The sequence below is a fragment of the Streptomyces sp. CBMA156 genome, from assembly GCF_014596515.1.
In the GTDB taxonomy this organism is placed as follows: domain Bacteria; phylum Actinomycetota; class Actinomycetes; order Streptomycetales; family Streptomycetaceae; genus Kitasatospora.
In genome coordinates this window covers 1-16,703 of sequence record NZ_MSJQ01000353.1, presented here as the reverse complement: position 1 = coordinate 16,703, position 16,703 = coordinate 1, and the positions used below count along the sequence as shown (strand labels likewise).

General features: G+C 68.6%; 20 protein-coding genes and 1 pseudogene. 9 read left to right on the top strand and 12 right to left on the bottom strand.

Annotated features, from left to right (window positions below):
- The 5 genes and pseudogenes from BU198_RS30810 to BU198_RS30790 all read left to right on the top strand — a co-directional run.
- Positions 1-807 (top strand): annotated as a pseudogene (locus BU198_RS30810) (transcriptional regulator); the annotation flags it as partial.
- A 141-nt stretch (positions 808-948) separates the two neighbouring features.
- Positions 949-2,361 carry a uracil-xanthine permease family protein gene (locus BU198_RS30805; RefSeq protein WP_188300143.1) on the top strand — a complete coding sequence of 471 codons (1,413 nt, stop codon included), beginning with the start codon at positions 949-951 and terminating at the stop codon, positions 2,359-2,361.
- Positions 2,362-2,514: 153 nt separating this feature from the next.
- Positions 2,515-3,237 (top strand): heparin lyase I family protein, encoded by a 723-nt coding sequence (locus tag BU198_RS30800; protein WP_188300142.1) that lies wholly within the window; start codon positions 2,515-2,517, stop codon positions 3,235-3,237.
- 329 nt (positions 3,238-3,566) lie between these two features.
- Entirely contained in the window at positions 3,567-4,037 is a 471-nt protein-coding gene (locus BU198_RS30795; protein WP_188300141.1) for an RICIN domain-containing protein, read from the top strand.
- A 156-nt stretch (positions 4,038-4,193) separates the two neighbouring features.
- Positions 4,194-4,835: a hypothetical protein gene (locus BU198_RS30790; protein WP_188300140.1), complete on the top strand. Its 642-nt coding sequence runs from the start codon at positions 4,194-4,196 to the stop codon at positions 4,833-4,835.
- A gap of 60 nt (positions 4,836-4,895) precedes the next feature.
- On the opposite strand, the gene BU198_RS30785 is transcribed toward BU198_RS30790, so the two are convergent.
- Both BU198_RS30785 and BU198_RS30780 read right to left on the bottom strand, forming a co-directional pair.
- Complete coding sequence (locus BU198_RS30785; protein ID WP_188300139.1) at positions 4,896-6,029, bottom strand: hypothetical protein; 1,134 nt, start codon at positions 6,027-6,029, stop codon at positions 4,896-4,898.
- Between the two features lie 19 nt (positions 6,030-6,048).
- Positions 6,049-6,915 carry a ribosome-inactivating family protein gene (locus BU198_RS30780; protein WP_188300138.1) on the bottom strand — a complete coding sequence of 289 codons (867 nt, stop codon included), beginning with the start codon at positions 6,913-6,915 and terminating at the stop codon, positions 6,049-6,051.
- A 515-nt stretch (positions 6,916-7,430) separates the two neighbouring features.
- Here BU198_RS30780 and BU198_RS30775 point away from each other — a divergent pair.
- Positions 7,431-8,915, top strand: coding sequence for a right-handed parallel beta-helix repeat-containing protein (locus BU198_RS30775; protein ID WP_188300137.1), 1,485 nt, complete (start codon positions 7,431-7,433; stop codon positions 8,913-8,915).
- Positions 8,916-9,173: 258 nt separating this feature from the next.
- Here the strand turns inward: BU198_RS30775 and BU198_RS30770 are convergent, their stop codons facing one another.
- The 7 genes from BU198_RS30770 to BU198_RS30740 all read right to left on the bottom strand — a co-directional run bounded on the left by BU198_RS30770 (position 9,174) and on the right by BU198_RS30740 (position 12,902).
- Positions 9,174-9,374 (bottom strand): DUF397 domain-containing protein, encoded by a 201-nt coding sequence (locus BU198_RS30770; protein ID WP_188300136.1) that lies wholly within the window; start codon positions 9,372-9,374, stop codon positions 9,174-9,176.
- 54 nt (positions 9,375-9,428) lie between these two features.
- Positions 9,429-10,532, bottom strand: a complete 1,104-nt coding sequence (locus BU198_RS30765) for a serine hydrolase domain-containing protein (protein ID WP_188300135.1) — start codon at positions 10,530-10,532, stop codon at positions 9,429-9,431.
- A gap of 397 nt (positions 10,533-10,929) precedes the next feature.
- Complete coding sequence (locus BU198_RS30760; RefSeq protein WP_188300134.1) at positions 10,930-11,142, bottom strand: DUF397 domain-containing protein; 213 nt, start codon at positions 11,140-11,142, stop codon at positions 10,930-10,932.
- A 153-nt stretch (positions 11,143-11,295) separates the two neighbouring features.
- Entirely contained in the window at positions 11,296-11,508 is a 213-nt protein-coding gene (locus BU198_RS30755; RefSeq protein WP_188300133.1) for a DUF397 domain-containing protein, read from the bottom strand.
- 10 nt (positions 11,509-11,518) lie between these two features.
- The gene (locus tag BU198_RS30750; protein ID WP_188300132.1) at positions 11,519-11,731 is read right to left on the bottom strand and encodes a DUF397 domain-containing protein; all 213 of its coding nucleotides are present in this window, start codon (positions 11,729-11,731) and stop codon (positions 11,519-11,521) included.
- A 141-nt stretch (positions 11,732-11,872) separates the two neighbouring features.
- The gene (locus BU198_RS30745; RefSeq protein ID WP_188300131.1) at positions 11,873-12,079 is read right to left on the bottom strand and encodes a DUF397 domain-containing protein; all 207 of its coding nucleotides are present in this window, start codon (positions 12,077-12,079) and stop codon (positions 11,873-11,875) included.
- Entirely contained in the window at positions 12,069-12,902 is an 834-nt protein-coding gene (locus tag BU198_RS30740) for a Scr1 family TA system antitoxin-like transcriptional regulator (RefSeq protein WP_188300130.1), read from the bottom strand. Before BU198_RS30740 ends, BU198_RS30745 begins: the two co-directional genes overlap by 11 nt.
- Before the next feature lie 215 nt (positions 12,903-13,117).
- Here BU198_RS30740 and BU198_RS30735 point away from each other — a divergent pair, with 215 nt between their 5' ends.
- Genes BU198_RS30735 through BU198_RS30725 form a run of 3 tightly spaced genes read left to right on the top strand, consistent with a single transcriptional unit; the run spans position 13,118 to position 14,740 of the window.
- A complete protein-coding gene (locus BU198_RS30735; RefSeq protein WP_188300129.1) occupies positions 13,118-13,624 on the top strand; it encodes an NUDIX domain-containing protein in 507 nt (168 codons plus the stop codon).
- Positions 13,625-13,682: 58 nt separating this feature from the next.
- On the top strand, positions 13,683-14,120 hold the full coding sequence (locus BU198_RS30730) for an ATP-binding protein (protein ID WP_188300128.1): 438 nt from the start codon (positions 13,683-13,685) through the stop codon (positions 14,118-14,120).
- A gap of 14 nt (positions 14,121-14,134) precedes the next feature.
- The gene (locus BU198_RS30725; RefSeq protein WP_188300127.1) at positions 14,135-14,740 is read left to right on the top strand and encodes a hypothetical protein; all 606 of its coding nucleotides are present in this window, start codon (positions 14,135-14,137) and stop codon (positions 14,738-14,740) included.
- 77 nt (positions 14,741-14,817) lie between these two features.
- Here BU198_RS30725 and BU198_RS30720 read toward each other — a convergent pair whose 3' ends face one another.
- From BU198_RS30720 to BU198_RS30710, 3 genes are read right to left on the bottom strand one after another with little or no spacing between them, the layout of a single operon-like run.
- Entirely contained in the window at positions 14,818-15,252 is a 435-nt protein-coding gene (locus tag BU198_RS30720) for a peptidase inhibitor family I36 protein (RefSeq protein WP_188300126.1), read from the bottom strand.
- A gap of 43 nt (positions 15,253-15,295) precedes the next feature.
- Entirely contained in the window at positions 15,296-15,733 is a 438-nt protein-coding gene (locus tag BU198_RS30715; RefSeq protein ID WP_188300125.1) for a peptidase inhibitor family I36 protein, read from the bottom strand.
- Positions 15,734-15,784: 51 nt separating this feature from the next.
- The gene (locus tag BU198_RS30710) at positions 15,785-16,228 is read right to left on the bottom strand and encodes a peptidase inhibitor family I36 protein (protein ID WP_188300124.1); all 444 of its coding nucleotides are present in this window, start codon (positions 16,226-16,228) and stop codon (positions 15,785-15,787) included.
- Between the last annotated feature and the right edge of the window lie 475 nt (positions 16,229-16,703).

Sequence of the window (16,703 nt, the reverse complement as noted above, 5' to 3'; positions counted from 1 at the left end):
GCCACACCCTCGACGGCGGGGGCCTCCTCCCCCGCCCAGGGCTCCCCCTCCCCCGGCTCCTCGGCCCCGGGCGCCGCCGCGACCGGCTCCGCCGCCCCGGACGACGGGAGCGGCGCACCCGCCGTCCCTGGCGCCCCCACGGGATCGGCCCCGGCGGGCGCGTCCCCGGCCGGCGCCTCCCCCGGCGCCACCTCCACCCCCACCGCCGACCCCGCGCCGCTGAAGGTCGCCACCCGCCCGTACCGCTACGAGAACCCGTGCTACCAGCACTTCCTCGTCGACCTCCCGCCCCGGCAGGTCGGCCCGCCCGCCAACGAGCAGGAGGCGCCGCGCTGGGCGGCGGCCCTCGGCGCGGTCGCCTCCGGGGAGCAGCAGGTCGCGCTGACCGTCCAGGGCACCGGGAAGGAGACGGTCGTCCTGGAGGCGCTGCACGTCCGTTTCCTCACCAAGGGCGCGCCGCTCGCCTGGAACGACTACGCGATGGGCGTGGGCTGCGGCGGGGACGTGGAGAGCGCGTCCTTCGACGTCGACCTCGACGGCGGCAGTCCCGGGGTGACCGCGCGGGGCGGTCAGCGCGACTTCCCGTTCAAGGTGAGCGAGTCCGATCCGAAGGTCCTCTACGTCACCGCGCACACCCGGGCGCACGACGTGCGCTGGGAGCTGGCCCTGGACTGGTCCAGCGGCGGGCGCCGGGGCACGATGCTCGTCAACGCCAACGGCAAGCCGTTCCGGACCAGTTCGGGCGTCGGGCGGCCGGGCTACGACTATCCGCTGGGCGGCAGCGAGTGGATCCGGCGCGAGGGCTGAGCGGGCCGGATCCGGGGGCTTCCGGGGCGCTACCACACGTATCCGCAGCTCACACGGGGACCGGGTGACCGCCGGGACCCGCAGCGGACACCACAATGGTGCGGACAGTTCTTCGGAAGTACAGAGAAAGCGAACCTCACCATGGATCTCGGCGTGCGCTGGAAGCTGCACGGTGACGGGCGCACGCCCGCGCCGGGGGCGGTGGTCCGTCCCGACGAACGGCTCTCCTGGCCCCGCACGGCAGGGCTCGGCGCCCAGCACGTGGTGGCGATGTTCGGGGCGAGCTTCGTGGCGCCCGTGCTGATGGGGCTCGACCCGAACCTCGCGATCATGATGTCCGGCGTGTCGACCGTGATCTTCCTGCTGGCCACCAAGGGCCGGGTGCCGAGCTACCTGGGCTGCTCGCTGTCCTTCGTGGGTGTGGCGGCGGTGATCCGGGCGCAGGGCGGCAGCAGCGCGACGGTGACCGGCGCGGTGTTCGTGGTGGGCGCGGCGCTGTTCCTGGTGGGGCTGGCGGTCCGGAAGTTCGGGGCGCGCATCATCCACGCCACGATGCCGCCGATCGTCACCGGCGCGGTGGTCATGCTGATCGGCTTCAACCTGGCCCCGGTGACCGCCTCGACGTACTGGCCGCAGGACCAGTGGACGGCGCTGCTGGTGATGCTGTTCACCGGTCTGGCCGTGGTGTGCCTGCGCGGCTTCTGGTCGCGGGTGGCGATCTTCCTGGGGCTGCTGTTCGGCTACGGGATCTCCTGGCTGTTCGACCGGGTCTTCGGGAAGATCCACTCGGTGGACGGCGGCGGGCACATGACCGACCACTGGCGCCTGGACCTGTCGGGCGTCGGCAAGGCGGACTGGATCGGCCTGCCGACCTTCCACGGCCCGTCGTTCCAGTGGTCGGCGATCCTGGTCGCGCTGCCCGTGGTGATCGCGCTGGTCGCGGAGAACGCCGGGCACGTCAAGGCGGTCGGCGAGATGACCGGCTCGAACCTGGACGACAAGCTGGGCACCGCGATCTCCGCGGACGGCGTCGGCTCGATGCTCTCCACCGCGGTCGGCGGCCCGCCGAACACCACGTACTCGGAGAACATCGGCGTGATGGCCGCCACCCGGGTCTACTCGACGGCGGCCTACTGGGCCGCGGCCTGCTTCGCGCTGCTGTTCGGCCTGTGCCCGAAGTTCGGGGCGGTCGTGGCCGCGATCCCTGGCGGGGTGCTCGGCGGCATCACCGTCATCCTGTACGGCATGATCGGCCTGCTCGGCGCGCAGATCTGGACCAAGTCCGGGGTGGACCTGCGCAACCCGCTGAACCTGGTGCCGGCGGCGGCGGGCATCATCATCGGCATCGGCAACGTGACGCTGAAGTTCACCGACACCTTCAGCCTCAGCGGCATCGCGCTGGGCACGCTGGTCGTCATCACCGGCTACCACGCGCTGCGGGCGCTGGCCCCGGCGCACCTGAAGACGCAGGAGCCACTGCTGGACGAGGGGACGTCCTCGTACGACGAGGGCGCCGAGAGTGCTGGAGGCACCGGGGGGCCGCGCACTCCGTAACGGACGAGGTCGGGGCCGGGTTCAGGTCCGCGGGGCGGCCGGCGGAAGTGTCCGAAAAGGATCTTCCGCCGGCCGCTCCATGTGGCCGGACGGGCCCGGCAGTGGTCGAATCACTGATCGCTCGTATCGGCCACTCATCCCCCCGGGAGAGGCATGTCCCTTCTGACCCACCGCCGCAAGGCCGCCGCCGCGGCCGTCGCCCTCGGCACGTTCGCGATCACCTGCGCCGGGGTGACGCCCAGCAGCGCGGCCGGCCAGGTCCTGTGGACCCCGAGCACCAGCACGGGCCCGTCCTCGTTCAAGGCGGTCCAGTGCGCGGCGAACAACTTCGGCGTCGTCAAGGACGCGGTCAAGGGCAACGTGTGGCGGGCCTTCCAGGCCGCCGGCGAGGAGCGCTGCGAGACGCTGAGCCCGGACCTGAAGGAGGGCGACACCTTCTACCTGGGCTGGTCGTCCAAGGTGGACATCCAGGACACCAACAGCCGGTACGTGTTCCAGCTGAAGTGCTCGCCGAGCACCGACACGGCCAACCACCCGATCGAGATCGACATCGTCAACGGGCGCGTGCGCCTCCAGGAGTGGGACATCAACCACGTGTCGCACTCGCTGTGGACCGCGCAGACCACCAACAACACGTGGCACTCGTACGCGCTGAAGATCCGCCTGGGGCGCACCGACGGCACCATCGACTTCTGGTTCGACGGCGTGAAGCAGACGTTCACCACCGGCTCGGGCACGTTCAAGGGCACCACCTGGGACGGCGACCGGAACTACCTCAAGTGGGGCTCGTACCACCCCTCCACGGGCGACGCGACGAACACCTTCACCAGCCCGGTGATGGCCACGACCCTGGAGGCGGCCACCGCCGGCTCGTGACGCCGCACCGAGTTTCGCCCGCAGGGTCCGGACCGTTCGCGGTCCGGGCCCTGCGGTTCATTCGGACGGTGGGCGGTCACGGGCGTGTGGAGGCAACCAGCCAGGCTGCGGGCGGAGTCCAGTCCCGGCCTCGCCGCCCCATCATTTCAACGTCATAATGCCTCTGTCGCCGCACCCGTTCCTGGCCCCCGGATGCACATACGGGAATTTCCGAAAATCTCCAATTCTGCGCGGTCGCCGCATCCGACCTACCATGACCGCAACGGGAATTCAACGCCCGTTCCACCCATGCCGACTTTCGGGGCACCGCCGCCACCGAGGAGGCGATCATGAAAAGAAGTACCATCAGGGCAATCTCCGGCAGCACGGCCTTCGCGGCCCTCATGCTGATATGGGCAGGTCCGGCGCACGCCGCGCCCAGCTACGTCCTGAAGGACCTCCAGACCCACCTGTGCCTGACAGCGAGCAACATCGACAGGGGTTTCGCCACACGAGACTGCAAGGAGGGCGACCTCTACCAGAGGTTCGCACTGGAATCCCTCAACGACGGGACCCTGGCCATCATGTCCGACGGCACCGGGAAGTGCCTCGACGGCAGCCAAGACGGCAACGTCTACCAGACCACCTGCAATGCGCAAAACCCCTACATGCACTGGTACGTAACCGAAAGAGGAAAGGATTCCTACTCCTACAGGAGCAAGGGCACGGGCCTCTGCCTGGACAGCCGCGGCGACGGAAGCGCGTACGGCCGCGAATGCAACAGCGGCGACTACCAGGTGTGGTCACGAATCGCCCCCTGAGCCCCCAGCCAATAATTTGATCTTGCAGAAACGGTCAAGCATCGACCTTTCGAGTGATGTTGATTGTGTACACACTCATTGCGACCCGTCCAGCGTATTGAATGAATCGGGGCCGTGATCCCGTCCGCCCCACCCACGCCACCAGAAGGAGCATCCATGGCCATTTTCACTCTCAACATCGATCCCCTGGCCGACGCGGGCTACATCGCCAAGGAATTGAAGGAACAGGTCGCCATCGCCAAGAAGGTCGACGGCGGCGACGGCGTCCCCGGTGGAGGCAACCCCGCGGATATCGCGTGGCAGATCTTCTCCCCCCTGCCCACCAACCAGGTCACATGGGAGCTGAAATACTCGGTGTACGCGACGCAGACCCAGCTCAAGGATGGGGCCACCATCACCCAGACCGCCCCGCTCCTGCCGCCGCCCGCAGACACCGGCGTCGTCTATGCCTTCGACGGGACGACGATGGCGCGCACCACGGATACCGGCGCGAAGGGCACCTACACCATCCGCAACGATACCGAGAAGGCGTGGAACCTCGGTCTCTCCCAGGCGAGCAGCCTGAGCGCCGGCGCGTTCAAACCACTCGCCGTCTCCCCCACCGGCCCCCAACAGCGCACCCAGTTCACTCCTCACGAGACGGTCTACGTGTTCCTGACGAAGCACAAGGAGGACGGCACGGTCACCGTGGACACATGGGGGCCCTACGCGGAGGTCAGCCTCGAATTGGACAAGCCCCAGACGCTGCACTTCGACAAGAAGAACAGCAAGTTCTTTGTGGACAACCCGAAGAAGTAGTCGCCGGACGGGTTCCCCGGCTGGTTCTCCCGACCGCTCGCCGGACGGGAGAACCAGTCGTCAGGACCGGACGACTGTGCGCTTCGAATCCCGCGACTGGTCGGATGTGTTGACGCGCGACTCGGTCGTCACCCAGGCGTCGAACTGCACGTCGCCCTCGTAGCCCGGGGCGGGCATGCATCGCAAGGTCACGGTCTCCATCGGCTTGTCCGCCGCATCGGTCGGCGCGGGGAACGAGACGGGCTGGGTCAACACGCCGGACACGATCGACCCCTGCCCATGCGAAGCGTAGTTGAAGTCCGAGCACCCCGGCCCCTCGAGCACCGTCAGGTGCGGGGAGAGCGTGGCATGCACGACCGCGTCCGGGCAATCGTTCAGGCCGGTGATCCAGACGGTCATGGTGTACGTGAGGGGCTCGCCGGGCTTCACCTCGGCGGGGGCGTCGACGCCCAGCGACACCGAGGCGGGAAGGGTCACCTCCACGTTGCGGATCCGGTGCTCGGCCGTGGCGTCCCCGGTGGCGGCAGCGAAGGCGATCATGAACGGTTCCTTCAACTGCGCCCGCACGTCCAGGTCCTTGACGACCACGTTCGGCTCGGGACGGTCCGCACTCCACAGCGTCACCCTGAGGTGGCCGCCGGCCACCCACACCTGAGCGTGCCGGCCGTCCGCCCAGCCGCCTCGGAAGCCGCCCTCGACCGCCGCGCCGCCCAGCCAGGGGAAGCCCTCGAAGCGGCTGCCCGCGCCACGCACGCCGACGTCGTCCGGGCGGCGGTCCGTGCCGCCGGTGCCGGTGAGCCCCGTCGCGAAGTCGCCGAAGGTGTCGAAGCCGATGCCGACGTATCCGTCCGCCACACCCGACTCGTAGAGCTTCCCGTAGTTGACGAACGAGTAGCCCAGCCCGGCTCCGTGCGCCCCCGGGGCATCGGTACCGCTCTTGAGGAGAAGGACGGAGAAGCCGTCACCGAGGCCGCCGACGCCCTGCCCGCCGGTCACCGCGTAGTCGAAGTCGATGACGAGGTCGCTGCCGGCCGGGAACGACTCCGCGGACAGCAGGGCGAGGCCGGCCTGTTCCGGCTCGTCGGTGGTCAGCCGGAGTCCGTCGGCGTCGACCTGCACGCCTTTGGACAGTGTCCAATCGTTGCTGAGCGGGGAGCCGTCGAAGGGCTCGAAGAGGGGGTGCACCCCGGTCATGGTGGTCTCCTTCGTGGGGTCAGGACTTGACGATGGCGAGGTACTGCTGGGCGTCGGCGAGCGTGGTGACGGTGACGCCGCCGACCGTGTGCGGGAGCGTCTGGGGATTGGCCTGCTTCTTGATCGCCCAGCCGGAGAAGCCGTCCCAGTCGTTCTCCAGGGCCTTGATGAACGGGCGGTTGCCGACCGTGCCCGTCCAGCCGGCGGTGACGAGGCTCTGGATCCCGCTGAACCGGGCGGCCTCGCTGGTGTCCTGGATGAGGACGAGGAGCGCGTTGCAGGCCTTCGGGACGTCCAGCTTGGGGGGTGTGCCCGTGGTGGGGGCGGCGAGGTCGATGACGGACTGGTTGACCTTGTCGCGGCTGAGGGACACGCTGTCGCGCTCGACCGTTCCCTTGTTCTCCAGGGTGATGTAGCTGCCGTCGAACTTGGTGGGGACGGGGGTGGTGTGCCCGGTGGGGTTGTAGACGGGCTCAGGCTTGTCGGTGAGCGCGTAGAAGGTGTCGCCGGCCGGCAGGTACCAGCCGACGACGTACAGGTTGCTGGCCCGCACGATGAGGTCCACCCGGGCGCCCGTCCCGGCGGTCAGGTGCAGGGGGAACAAGTCGTTCACGGCCTCCGGCCGGGTGCGGTAGATGCCCTGGTAGAACACCTGCCCGTTGGTGGCGCGAAGGCGCAGGGCCTGGACGAAGTCCCGGTACGCGCCGGTGCCGGCGGTGCCGGTGGCGAGGACGGGGTCGGGATAGACAGCGGGCGACGGCGCACGGAAGGCGGCGGGGGTCGTGGCCCCGGTGGTGGCATGGGCAGCAACCGGGGTGACGGCACCGGAGGCGGCGAGGACGGCGGTGAACGCGACGGCGAGCAGGCGCGGGACTTGACGGTGCATGAGGGGGGCTCCTCGGTGATGCGGGGCCGCACGGGGCGGCGCGCCGAAAGTCGTCGGCATGCGCGCACGGCTGGTCCCCACCATCCAGCATGATCCGTGCACGATCCACCAGCAGGAGTCCGCCGTTCGACGTTGAATCGCAGCTGAACGGCCCAGGTCGGACGGCCTCCGGTGGCCGAAAGCAGGGTGATCGGCCCCGGCTCCTTCCCCACCCCCTACGAGCCGGTCCGAGAGGGCGGCGGCGGCTGGCTTCAGACCGTCTACACCAACCAGGCCCTCATCACCCGGCTCAACGGCCGTATCCGACCCGCCGACGCTCAACTCGCCCGAACCAAAGCCGAATGCGCCAGACCGGACCTCCGACACACCGAAGACCGCAGACCCGGCCTGCGGTTCCGAACGCCGGGCTCGGACTTCGCCGAACTCGCCACTACCGACGGCGACGGCGAACGGCGCCCAGGCCGCCGGAGCGTCCATCGGCTGTTTCGGGTCGGTCCGGCGCTACGTTCCGGTCCATGACCCTACGTGCCTTCCTGCTGGCCACCGCCCTGGCCGCAGCCGCCACCCCCGCGGCAACCGCCGCCCCCGCCACCTACTACCTCGACTGCCAGCCCGGTGACGACACCGCGGCCGGGACCTCACCCGACGCCCCCTGGCGGACCCTCGCCCAGGCCGGCGCCCACACCTTCGCCCCCGGCGAACGCCTCCTCCTCAAGCGCGGTACGGGATGCAAAGGCATGCTCACGCTCCACGGAAAGGGAGCGGACGGGGCGCCCGTCCGGATCGACGCCTACGGCAGCGAGAGCGAGAGCAAGCCGCACATCGAGGGTGGGGGCGCCCGCGCCGCGCTCCACCTCCTCAACACCGAACAGTGGGAGATCCGCAACCTCGACCTCTCCAACACCGGCCCCATCACCACCACCGACCACCGCGCGGGCCTCTACGTCGAACTCACCGACTACGGCGTCGCCCACCACTTCGTCGTCGAGGACGTCGACATCCACAACGTCAACGGGGACGACTCCAAGGACCCGGACCCAAGCGGGGGGATCCTCTTCGCCGCGAACGGGGACAAGACCCCCACCTGGTTCGACGACATCCGCGTCAGCCGCTCCACCGTCCGTACCGTCGACCGTACCGGCATCGGCACCTCCTCCACCTGGGGGCACAAGGCCGGGGCGAATCAAAGGCAGTCCACTGGAGTCACGTTCACGGACAACAAGGTGTACGACGTCGGGGGCGACGGCATCGTCGTGCAGGATTCGCGCGGCGCCCTCGTCGAGCACAACTACGTCGACGGGTTCAACATGCGGTCACCCAAGCACTACAACGCCGGTGTCTGGGCCTGGGACTCGGATGACGTGCTGTACCAGTACAACGAGGTCACCCATGGCCACGGGACGCTGGACTCCATGGCGTACGACATCGACGGCGGCAACAACCGCAACGTCTACCAGTACAACTACAGCCATGACAACGAGGGCGGATTCCTGCTCGTCTGCAACGACAAAAGTATGGAGAGCAAAGGGAATCGCGTCCACGACAACATCAGTATCAACGACCGGAATACGGACACGTCCTCCTACGGCGTCGTCACCGTCTCGTGCGCCGCTTCCATCGACACGCGCGTCTACCGCAACACCATCGTCACCGACCGGTCCGGCACCGAGCTCGTCCACAACAACGGCCTCACCGGCGTCATTTTCGAGGACAACGTGTTCGTGGGCGCGGCCGGCGGTGGCGCCCTCATCAGCGACGCCGACAGCACCTACAGCCACAACCTCTACTGGCCCACCGACTACAGCCGTGATGCCGCGGGCGTCCACGCCGATCCGATGTTCACGTCCGCCAAGCCGGTCGCCCCGGACGACGTACGCCTGAAGGACGGCTCACCCGCGCGCGGGGCCGGAATGGGAGGCGAGCACGACGGGGCCAAGCACGACTACTTCGGGAATCCGATTCCGAACCCGCCCAACATCGGTGCGGATCAGTCGAGTTGATCGGAGGCAGACCGCAGCGGAGCACTGTCGTGCCAGGCGGGCCGCGGGGGCAGCCGCGGGCCCGGACCGCGGTGGGTGCGGTCCGGGCCCGCGCTTGCGGCACTTGCTGCGACCGGTCGGGTCAGCACTACTTGAAGGAGCTGATCTTGCGGTTGATCCACGACGGGACCGCGGCCCACTGCACATGGAACCGGCGCCGACGACCTAAGTCGGCCGTCGGCGTTCGCGGGCGTGGGTGACGTTCGCGCTCGACGTCGGTCAGACGTCGCCGAACTCGCCGCTGCGGACGGTGGCGACGAAGGATTTCCAGGCCTCGGAGGGGAAGACGAGAGCCGGGCCGTGAGGGTCCTTGGAGTCACGGACGGGAGCAAGATCAGGGAAGTCGGCAGCGACCTCCACGCAGTTGCCGCCGTTGTTGGAGTACGAGGACGTGGCCCGGCAAGCACCGGGCAGGTCCACGCGGTCAGCTATGGCGCACCTCTCGGGTCTGGGAACAGTGCCGGCCGAGCGGGGTCAGCCGGTGCAGGTCGCGGCGCCCACCAGCTTCTCGAAGGCCTTCCGGGTGGGCAGCGGGGTCGAGAGGCCACTGTTGTTCATCGAGACGGAGAGCTGACGGCGCAGGTCGGGGCTGGTGTACAGGAAGGTGCTGAAGCCCGGGATGCCGCCCGTGTGGCCCCAGAGCTCACCGCAGTCGGTGGTGGTCCGTTCCAGGCCCAGGCCGTACCCGCCCTGGCTCTGCGGGGTGACCGTCATCATCTCGGCGAGCTGCGGCCGGGGCAGTAGCCGTCCGCCGAGCAGGGCGGTGATGAAGGTGTTGAGGTCGGCGGTGGTGGAGATCCCGGCGCCGGCCGCGCCCGCCATGCTCGGGTCCAGGTCGGTGACGTCCACGCGGCCGGTGGGCAGGTCGAAGTAGCCGTGCGCGTGCGGGCCGGGGACGGCCGTCTCGTGGTCGGGCATGGACGTGCCGGTCAGGCCCAGCGGGCGGATGACGCGACGCTCCACCTCCTGCTGCCAGGTGCGGCCGGTGGTCCGCTCGATGATCTGTCCGGCCAGGATGTAGTCGGTGTTGGAGTAGTGGTAGCCCTGGCCGGGCGGGAAGTACGCCGGGTGGCTGTCGGCCAGGGCGATGAGCTGCTGCGGTGTCCAGCGGGTGTAGCGGCCGGACTCCAGCCATCGTTCGAGGGAACCGGGCGCCGTGGGGTCGAAGGCGTGGTCCTCGGTGTAGTCGAACAGCCCGCTGGTGTGGTTGAGCAGCCGGCGCAGGGTGATGTTCTCGCCGTTCGGCACCGCGCCCGGCAGCAGCCGCTCCACCGGGTCGTCCAGGCCCAGCCGTCCCTCGGCGACCAGTTGGAGGACGACGGTGGAGACGAAGGTCTTGGTCACGCTGCCGATCCGGAACCGGCCGGTCGCCGAGGCGGGGGCGCCGGTCGCGTCGTCGGCGGTACCGGCGGCGCCCTTCCACCGGGTGCGGCCGTACTCGCCGACCCGGGCGAGTGAGGCCGAGGCGCCGCCGGAGTCGACGATGGCCTGCACCGCGGCGTCCAGGGCCCTGGGGTCGACGCCCTTGCGCGGCCCCAGGCCTGCGGCGTCCTGCGCCGGGTCCTGGGCAGCGGTCACCGTCACCACTCCGACAGGCACCGCTGTACCGAGGGCACCGGCCACCGGGGCCGTCACCCCCACCAGGCCCGCGCCCGCCAGCGCGAGCGCCACCAGGCGCGCGGCCGGGCGGCCGCGCCGGTGCCCCGTGCGCCCGCGACCGCCCGGACCCGTTCCGCCCCTGTGTTCCGCCATGCCCGTCCGCCTTCCCGTGTCCATGCCGAAGGACGCATACAACACCCTTGTTAATGACGGCAACTGACACATTGACAGCTGAACGGGCACCGGGTCGTCAGCCCACGGTCCGGACCGGCTCCGACCCTGGACCTACCTTCGAACGATGAGCTGCTCCCCCTCAGGGATGGGCCACCCCCTAGGGTCGGTCAGGGGCACCCCGCCCGCAGGGGCCGTCAGTCAGTCAGACCTCACCGAACTCACCACTGCGAACGGCGGCGACGAACGACGCCCAGGCCTCGGACGGAAAGACGAGAGCCGGGCCGTGAGGGTCCTTGGAGTCACGAACGGGAGCCAGGCCAGAGAAGTTGTGGGCCACCTCGACACACTGTCCACCATTGCCGCTGTAGCTGCTCTTGCTCCAAGAAGCACCTGCCAGGTCAACATTCTCACTCATGCCGAGTCCCTTCACACCTCGCCGGCCACTCAACGATGCTGCACCACGACTGAGCAGCAGCCGCGCTACCGGGCTTTTCTACCCGCCACTGCCTCCACCAAAGCCGCAGGCCCGGGCCATGAACGGCCCGGGCCTGCGGTTCAAGACTCTGGATCAGACATCGCCGAACTCGCCGCTGCGGACGGCGGCGACGAACGACGCCCAAGCCTCGGACGGAAAGACCAGCGCCGGCCCCTGAGGGTCCTTGGAGTCACGGACAGGAGCGAGGCCCGGGAAGTCGGCGGTGACCTCCACGCAGTTGCCGCCATTGTTGGAGTACGAGGACTTGACCCAGCAAGCGCCGGTCAGATCTACCCGGTCAGCCATGACGCCCCTCTCAGACCTCACCGAACTCACCACTGCGGACGGCAGCGACGAACGACGCCCACGCCTCGGACGGAAAAACGAGGGCCGGGCCGTGAGGGTCCTTGGAGTCACGAACGGGGGCCAGGCCGGGGAAGTCTGCTGTTACCTCGACGCAGGTTCCGCCATTGTTGCTGTAGCTGCTCTTGCTCCAAGAAGCACCTGTCAGGTCAACGTTCTCACTCATGCCGAGTCCCTTCACACCTCGCCGGCCACTCAACGATGCTGCACCACGACTGAGCAGCAACCGTGCTACCGGACCTTTCTACCCGCCACTGCCTCCACCAACGCCGCTGGCCCGGACCGGTCGCGGTCCGGGCCAGCGGGTTCAGACCTCGCCGAACTCCCCCCTGCGGGCTGCGACGACGAACGACTCCCACTCTTTGGCCGGGAAGACGAGGGCAGGCCCCTTCGGGTCCTTGGAGTCTCGGACTGGCATGACGCCCGGGTAGCCGTCTGCAACTTCAATGCAGCCACCTTGCCCGTTGCTGTATGTACTCTTCCGCCACCCGGCACCGGTCAGGTCAAGTTGCATAGCGTTCAAAATCCTTCCGCGCTTCCCGGATCGCGACCAGGCTGTCCGGTTGGTTCCGTGCGTTCACTTGGAGTCGATCGTACTTACCGGCCCACGCTGACACGACCTCGGCATCCTGCTCCAGGAAGCCCCGCTGAAGCGTTTCGGTATACCCAACCATGGCCCGGTTCGGCAAGGTAAGCAGCGTGACCGAATGAGAGAAGGGCCGCTCCTCACCAAGCGCATAGGGGGCAACCTGCACGACGATGCCGGGTCGTGCAGCCAGGCGCTCCAAGAACTTCAACTGGCGTGCCATGACAGCCGGTCCGCCGATCGGACGCCTCAAGGCTGATTCGTCGAGAACCACGTGGATCACCGATGTTCGATCGAGAAGCTGCTGTCGCGCGGACAGCAGCCTGAGACGCTCGTCTGCCTGCTCCTGGGTTGCTTCGCCGCGCCTAACGGGTGCCGACTCGTAAGCAGCGCTGTAGTCCGAGTGCTGAAGTATGCCAGGCACCATGTCAATCTCGAAGAGTCGGATAGCCAGGGCCTCACGCTCTTTGGCCGCGAACTCGGGAAACCCCGGAATCAATGATCCATTCTTCCAACTCCACCACAGGAGTTCGAGCGAGCCATCTGTCCCCAAGGCAGCCTCACAGAGCTTGACGAAGTTTAAGCTCGGAGCCTGCTTTCCCGTCTCCACGTTCGAGATGTAGACGTTCGAGTACCCGACCAGCTTCCCCAGCTCGGCCTGAGTCAACCCTTTGACATCCCGTGACGTGCGGATATGAACAACGAGGGCTGCCAGGGGTGATGACGTTGGATCAAGTGTGCGACGGTTCACGATCACCCTCAACTTAAAGTCAGAGCGATTAGAGAGTTCAAACGCTTCCGATCGTAGGGGATGAACCCCCACCATGGCTACACCCGGTGATTCGCCGGGCGCACAGCGCAACATCCTGGGCTCCCTCGCGCCCTCCGGGGAAATCACACCCGGTGCCTGTGGGACGTCGCACCGTCGACCGCTGTGACCGTCAAACCCTCATGCCTGGAGCAGAGTTGAGCACGACCCGCATCACGACCAAGCCCCCCACCCGCCGCTCGGGCCATCACACCCTCGTCCTCCGCGAGGACCCCGACGGCTCGCACGACCTCTCCGTCCTCCTCCTCGAACCCATCGACACGGACGGCCTCACCCTCCCCGGCGGCCTCGCCGAACAGGGCGAACTCCTCCACCTCGCAGCCCGCCGGCACCTCGAAACCGAAACCGGGCTCGTCCTTCCCCTCCGCACCATCCTCACCATCGACTACACCCCCGCCGCCGACACCCCCGAGAGCCTCGACCTCGTCTACGCGGGCGGAATGCTCACACCCCGGCAAGCCGACAACGTCCGCCACCACCAGCCACCGCAGCGGATCCGCACCCTCCACTGGATCCCCCGGTCCGGCCTCCGCAACGCCATGACCACCGACCACCACCGCCGCGTCGAAGACGCCTGGGACGCCTGGGAACACGGCACCGGCCTCCCCCTCCTCATCCACGGCGTCCCCGTTCCGGTCGGCTGACCACAACCCCCCGACCGGCAACACCCCCCTTCGCACCCCCTCCCTCCGAGGTCCCCCCATGCTCACCAACCGCCGCCCCCGCATGTTCGTCGCCCGCCTCGACTCCCGCACCGAATCCACGCCCCTGGCCCGCTACCTGCTCCGCGCCTACCTCTCCGGCCTGTCCGACGGAGAGCGCTACACCGACACCGCCGAACTCCTCCTCAGCGAACTCTTCGCCAACGCCGTCCAGCACACCCACACCCCCGACGACCACCACATCGAAATCCGCTTCACCCTCACCCCCGACCACCTCCTGCGCATCGAAGTCCACGACGCCGACACCGAACACCCCACGCTCCGCGCGGCCGCCCCGGACGACGAGCACGGGCGCGGACTCTTCCTCGTCAACGAACTCGCCCACCGCTGGGGCAGCGCCACCCTCCCCGACGGCATCGGCAAGTTCACCTGGGCCCTCATCACCCCCGCCGTCACCCCCTCCCTCCTCACCGCTTGAAAGCCCGACCCTCCATGAACCTCACCACCGTCGCCCGCCACGCGCTCACCCGCGGCCACACCCCCGCCGCCACCTACGCGCTCCTCGCCCGCCGCACCCAGAAGCCCCTGCCCTCCGCCCGCGCCGTCTGCCTCGCCCTGGCCATCCCGCTCGCCGAGACCACCCGCCGCCTCGCCGAATGCCACGACGCTCTCCTCGCCGACCCCCGCCCGAACTCCGAAACCGACACCGGCGAAGTCCTCGAAGCCCTCGGCATCTTCGACATCCCCAAGTCCCTCACCGACACCGAACTCGCCGTCGTCGACCTGTTCCTGACCGCGATCGGCGCCATGGGCGGCATCCGCCCCGGCCACCAGCACGGCCTCCAGCGCTGGTTCACCACCGGCAACCTCACCACCGCCTACCTCTCCCTCGCCGCCGCCCGCCCCCTCCCCCGCACCGGCAACCCCACCCAGTACTGGACCACCCTCGTCACAGCCGGCGAACTCCTCACCACCACCCCCAACCCCGACCCCCGCATCAAATACGCCCTCACCCACTGCCGCACCCAAACCACCACCCAGCACCAGAAGTCGACCCCACCGACTTCCCGTGCACCGGGCCGGCTCACAGGACCTTGAGCGACAAGACCGCAGGCCCGGACCGCAGTGGATGCGGTCCGGGCCTGCGCTTGCGGCACGTTCTGTGCCCGGTCGGGTCAGCAGTACTTGAAGGAGCTGATCTTGTCGTTGATCCACGACGGCAGGGAGGGCCACTGCTCGTGGGGGCCGACCTTGAACTCCGCGCCGCCGTAGTCGTTGTGCTCGTAGAAGCAGATGTGGCTCCCCGTGTTGTTCAGCACGGAGGAAGTGATGTCCTGCATCCCCTTCCAGAAGGCGCCGTCCTTCTCCAGCTTGCCCAGGTCACCGATGTTCTGGTCCGAGGCGAGCGACCCGAACTTGTAGGAGGGGCCGGTGTTGCCGACGAAACCGTTCTCGGACCACAGGCAGACGTAGTTGGTGGGGCACGCCCCTGCGCCCTGCCCGACGCCGAGGATCGTGTTGGCGCTGGCGGATCCCGCCACGGTCACGACCAGCCCGACGGCGGTGGCGGCGGCCAGGCCGAGCCTGGTCAGGTTCTTGGAAAGCTTCATGACGATCCGTTCAGGTCTAGGTGAGAGGGAAAGGCGGGCGGCGTCAGCAGTACTTGAAGGAGCTGATCTTGTCGTTGATCCACGACGGCAGGGAGGGCCACTGCTCGTGGGGGCCGACCTTGAACTCCGCGCCGCCGTAGTTGTTGTGCTCGTAGAAGCAGATGTGGCTCCCGGTGTTGTTCACCACCGACGAGGCGATGTCCTGCATGCCCTTGTCGGTGCTGGAAACCTTCTGGAGCTTGCCCATGTCGCCGGTGTTCTGGTCCGACGCGAAGGCCCCGAACTTGGCGTTGTTGTAGAACGTGCCCTCGATGAAGTTGCCCTCCGACCACAGGCAGATGTAGCCGCTGGGGCACGACCCGGCCCCGTGGCCCATGTTGTAGACGTTGGTGGCGCTCGCGGAGGTGGCCCCGGTCACGAGCAGCCCGACGGCGGCGGCGGTGACCAGGCTGAGCTTGGCCAGGTTCTTGGAGAGCTTCATGACGATCCGTTCAGGTCGAGGGAGGGAAGGGAGGGAAGGGAACACGAGGGATCAGCAGAACTTGAAGGAGCTGATCTTGTCGTTGATCCACGACGGGACCGAGGCCCACTGCTCGTGGGGGCCGACCTTGAACTCCGCGCCGCCGTAGTTGTTGTGCTCGTAGAAGCAGATGTGGCTCCCGGTGTTGTTCACGAGCGAGGAGGCCTCGTCCGTCATGCCCTTCCAGCGGTGCTCGTCGGTCAGCAGCTTGATGGCCGCCATGTCCGGGATGTTCTGGTTCGCGCCGATGGCCCCGTAGTCGGTGCCGCCCTTCGGGTTCCCCACGATGAAGTTGTTCTCGCTCCACAGGCACACCCAGTTGGCGGGGCACTTGCCGGCGCCGGTCTGGATCGAGGTGAGGACGTCGGCGCTCGCGCTCGTCGTCGTGGCGGCGAGCACGCCGGCCACCGTGGCGGCACCCACCGCGAGCCGCATCGCCGTCTTCCGCAGGTTCATGAATGATCTCCTCTGCTCTCTGCATTCCTGGGGGCGCTCCGGCGCTTCGCTCGCGGAGCAACACCACCACTGTGGCGGGGAGGGCAGGGGGCAGGCATCGGTCATCCGACTGCTTCCGGTACCGACGCACACCGACGCACGACGACCTAGCCGGCCCGTCGGCGTCCGCGGCTTAGGTATCCCCGCACTGTCGTAGGTCGTCGGGGTGGCCGCGCGGACGGACCCGGCCGGGGACCGTCGGGCGAGGGGCGGAAGGCGCCGGCGGTTTCCCGGGTGCACCCGCAGGCCCGGGCCGCCTCCAACGGGGCGGTCCGGGCCTGCGGTTCGTCCGTGCGGTGGGCGGTCAGGGGCGGGCGGCGGTCACCAGCCAGGCTGCCGTGCGCAGGTGGACGCCGGTGGGCCGCTCGTACGGGGCGAGGGCGGCGGCCAGGGCGGCGCGGGCCAGGTCGGCGCCGTTCGGACCGTCGGCGCCGTC

Excerpts from the sequence above, each read along its gene's own strand:
- BU198_RS30805 (WP_188300143.1), top strand. The coding sequence starts at position 949 with ATGGATCTCGGCGTGCGCTGGAAGCTGCACGGTGACGGGCGCACGCCC.
- BU198_RS30800 (WP_188300142.1), top strand. The coding sequence starts at position 2,515 with ATGTCCCTTCTGACCCACCGCCGCAAGGCCGCCGCCGCGGCCGTCGCC.
- BU198_RS30795 (WP_188300141.1), top strand. The coding sequence starts at position 3,567 with ATGAAAAGAAGTACCATCAGGGCAATCTCCGGCAGCACGGCCTTCGCG.
- BU198_RS30790 (WP_188300140.1), top strand. The coding sequence starts at position 4,194 with ATGGCCATTTTCACTCTCAACATCGATCCCCTGGCCGACGCGGGCTAC.
- BU198_RS30785 (WP_188300139.1), bottom strand. The coding sequence starts at position 6,029 with ATGACCGGGGTGCACCCCCTCTTCGAGCCCTTCGACGGCTCCCCGCTC.
- BU198_RS30780 (WP_188300138.1), bottom strand. The coding sequence starts at position 6,915 with ATGCACCGTCAAGTCCCGCGCCTGCTCGCCGTCGCGTTCACCGCCGTC.
- BU198_RS30775 (WP_188300137.1), top strand. The coding sequence starts at position 7,431 with ATGACCCTACGTGCCTTCCTGCTGGCCACCGCCCTGGCCGCAGCCGCC.
- BU198_RS30760 (WP_188300134.1), bottom strand. The coding sequence starts at position 11,142 with ATGAGTGAGAATGTTGACCTGGCAGGTGCTTCTTGGAGCAAGAGCAGC.
- BU198_RS30755 (WP_188300133.1), bottom strand. The coding sequence starts at position 11,508 with ATGGCTGACCGGGTAGATCTGACCGGCGCTTGCTGGGTCAAGTCCTCG.
- BU198_RS30750 (WP_188300132.1), bottom strand. The coding sequence starts at position 11,731 with ATGAGTGAGAACGTTGACCTGACAGGTGCTTCTTGGAGCAAGAGCAGC.
- BU198_RS30745 (WP_188300131.1), bottom strand. The coding sequence starts at position 12,079 with ATGCAACTTGACCTGACCGGTGCCGGGTGGCGGAAGAGTACATACAGC.
- BU198_RS30730 (WP_188300128.1), top strand. The coding sequence starts at position 13,683 with ATGCTCACCAACCGCCGCCCCCGCATGTTCGTCGCCCGCCTCGACTCC.
- BU198_RS30725 (WP_188300127.1), top strand. The coding sequence starts at position 14,135 with ATGAACCTCACCACCGTCGCCCGCCACGCGCTCACCCGCGGCCACACC.
- BU198_RS30720 (WP_188300126.1), bottom strand. The coding sequence starts at position 15,252 with ATGAAGCTTTCCAAGAACCTGACCAGGCTCGGCCTGGCCGCCGCCACC.
- BU198_RS30715 (WP_188300125.1), bottom strand. The coding sequence starts at position 15,733 with ATGAAGCTCTCCAAGAACCTGGCCAAGCTCAGCCTGGTCACCGCCGCC.
- BU198_RS30710 (WP_188300124.1), bottom strand. The coding sequence starts at position 16,228 with ATGAACCTGCGGAAGACGGCGATGCGGCTCGCGGTGGGTGCCGCCACG.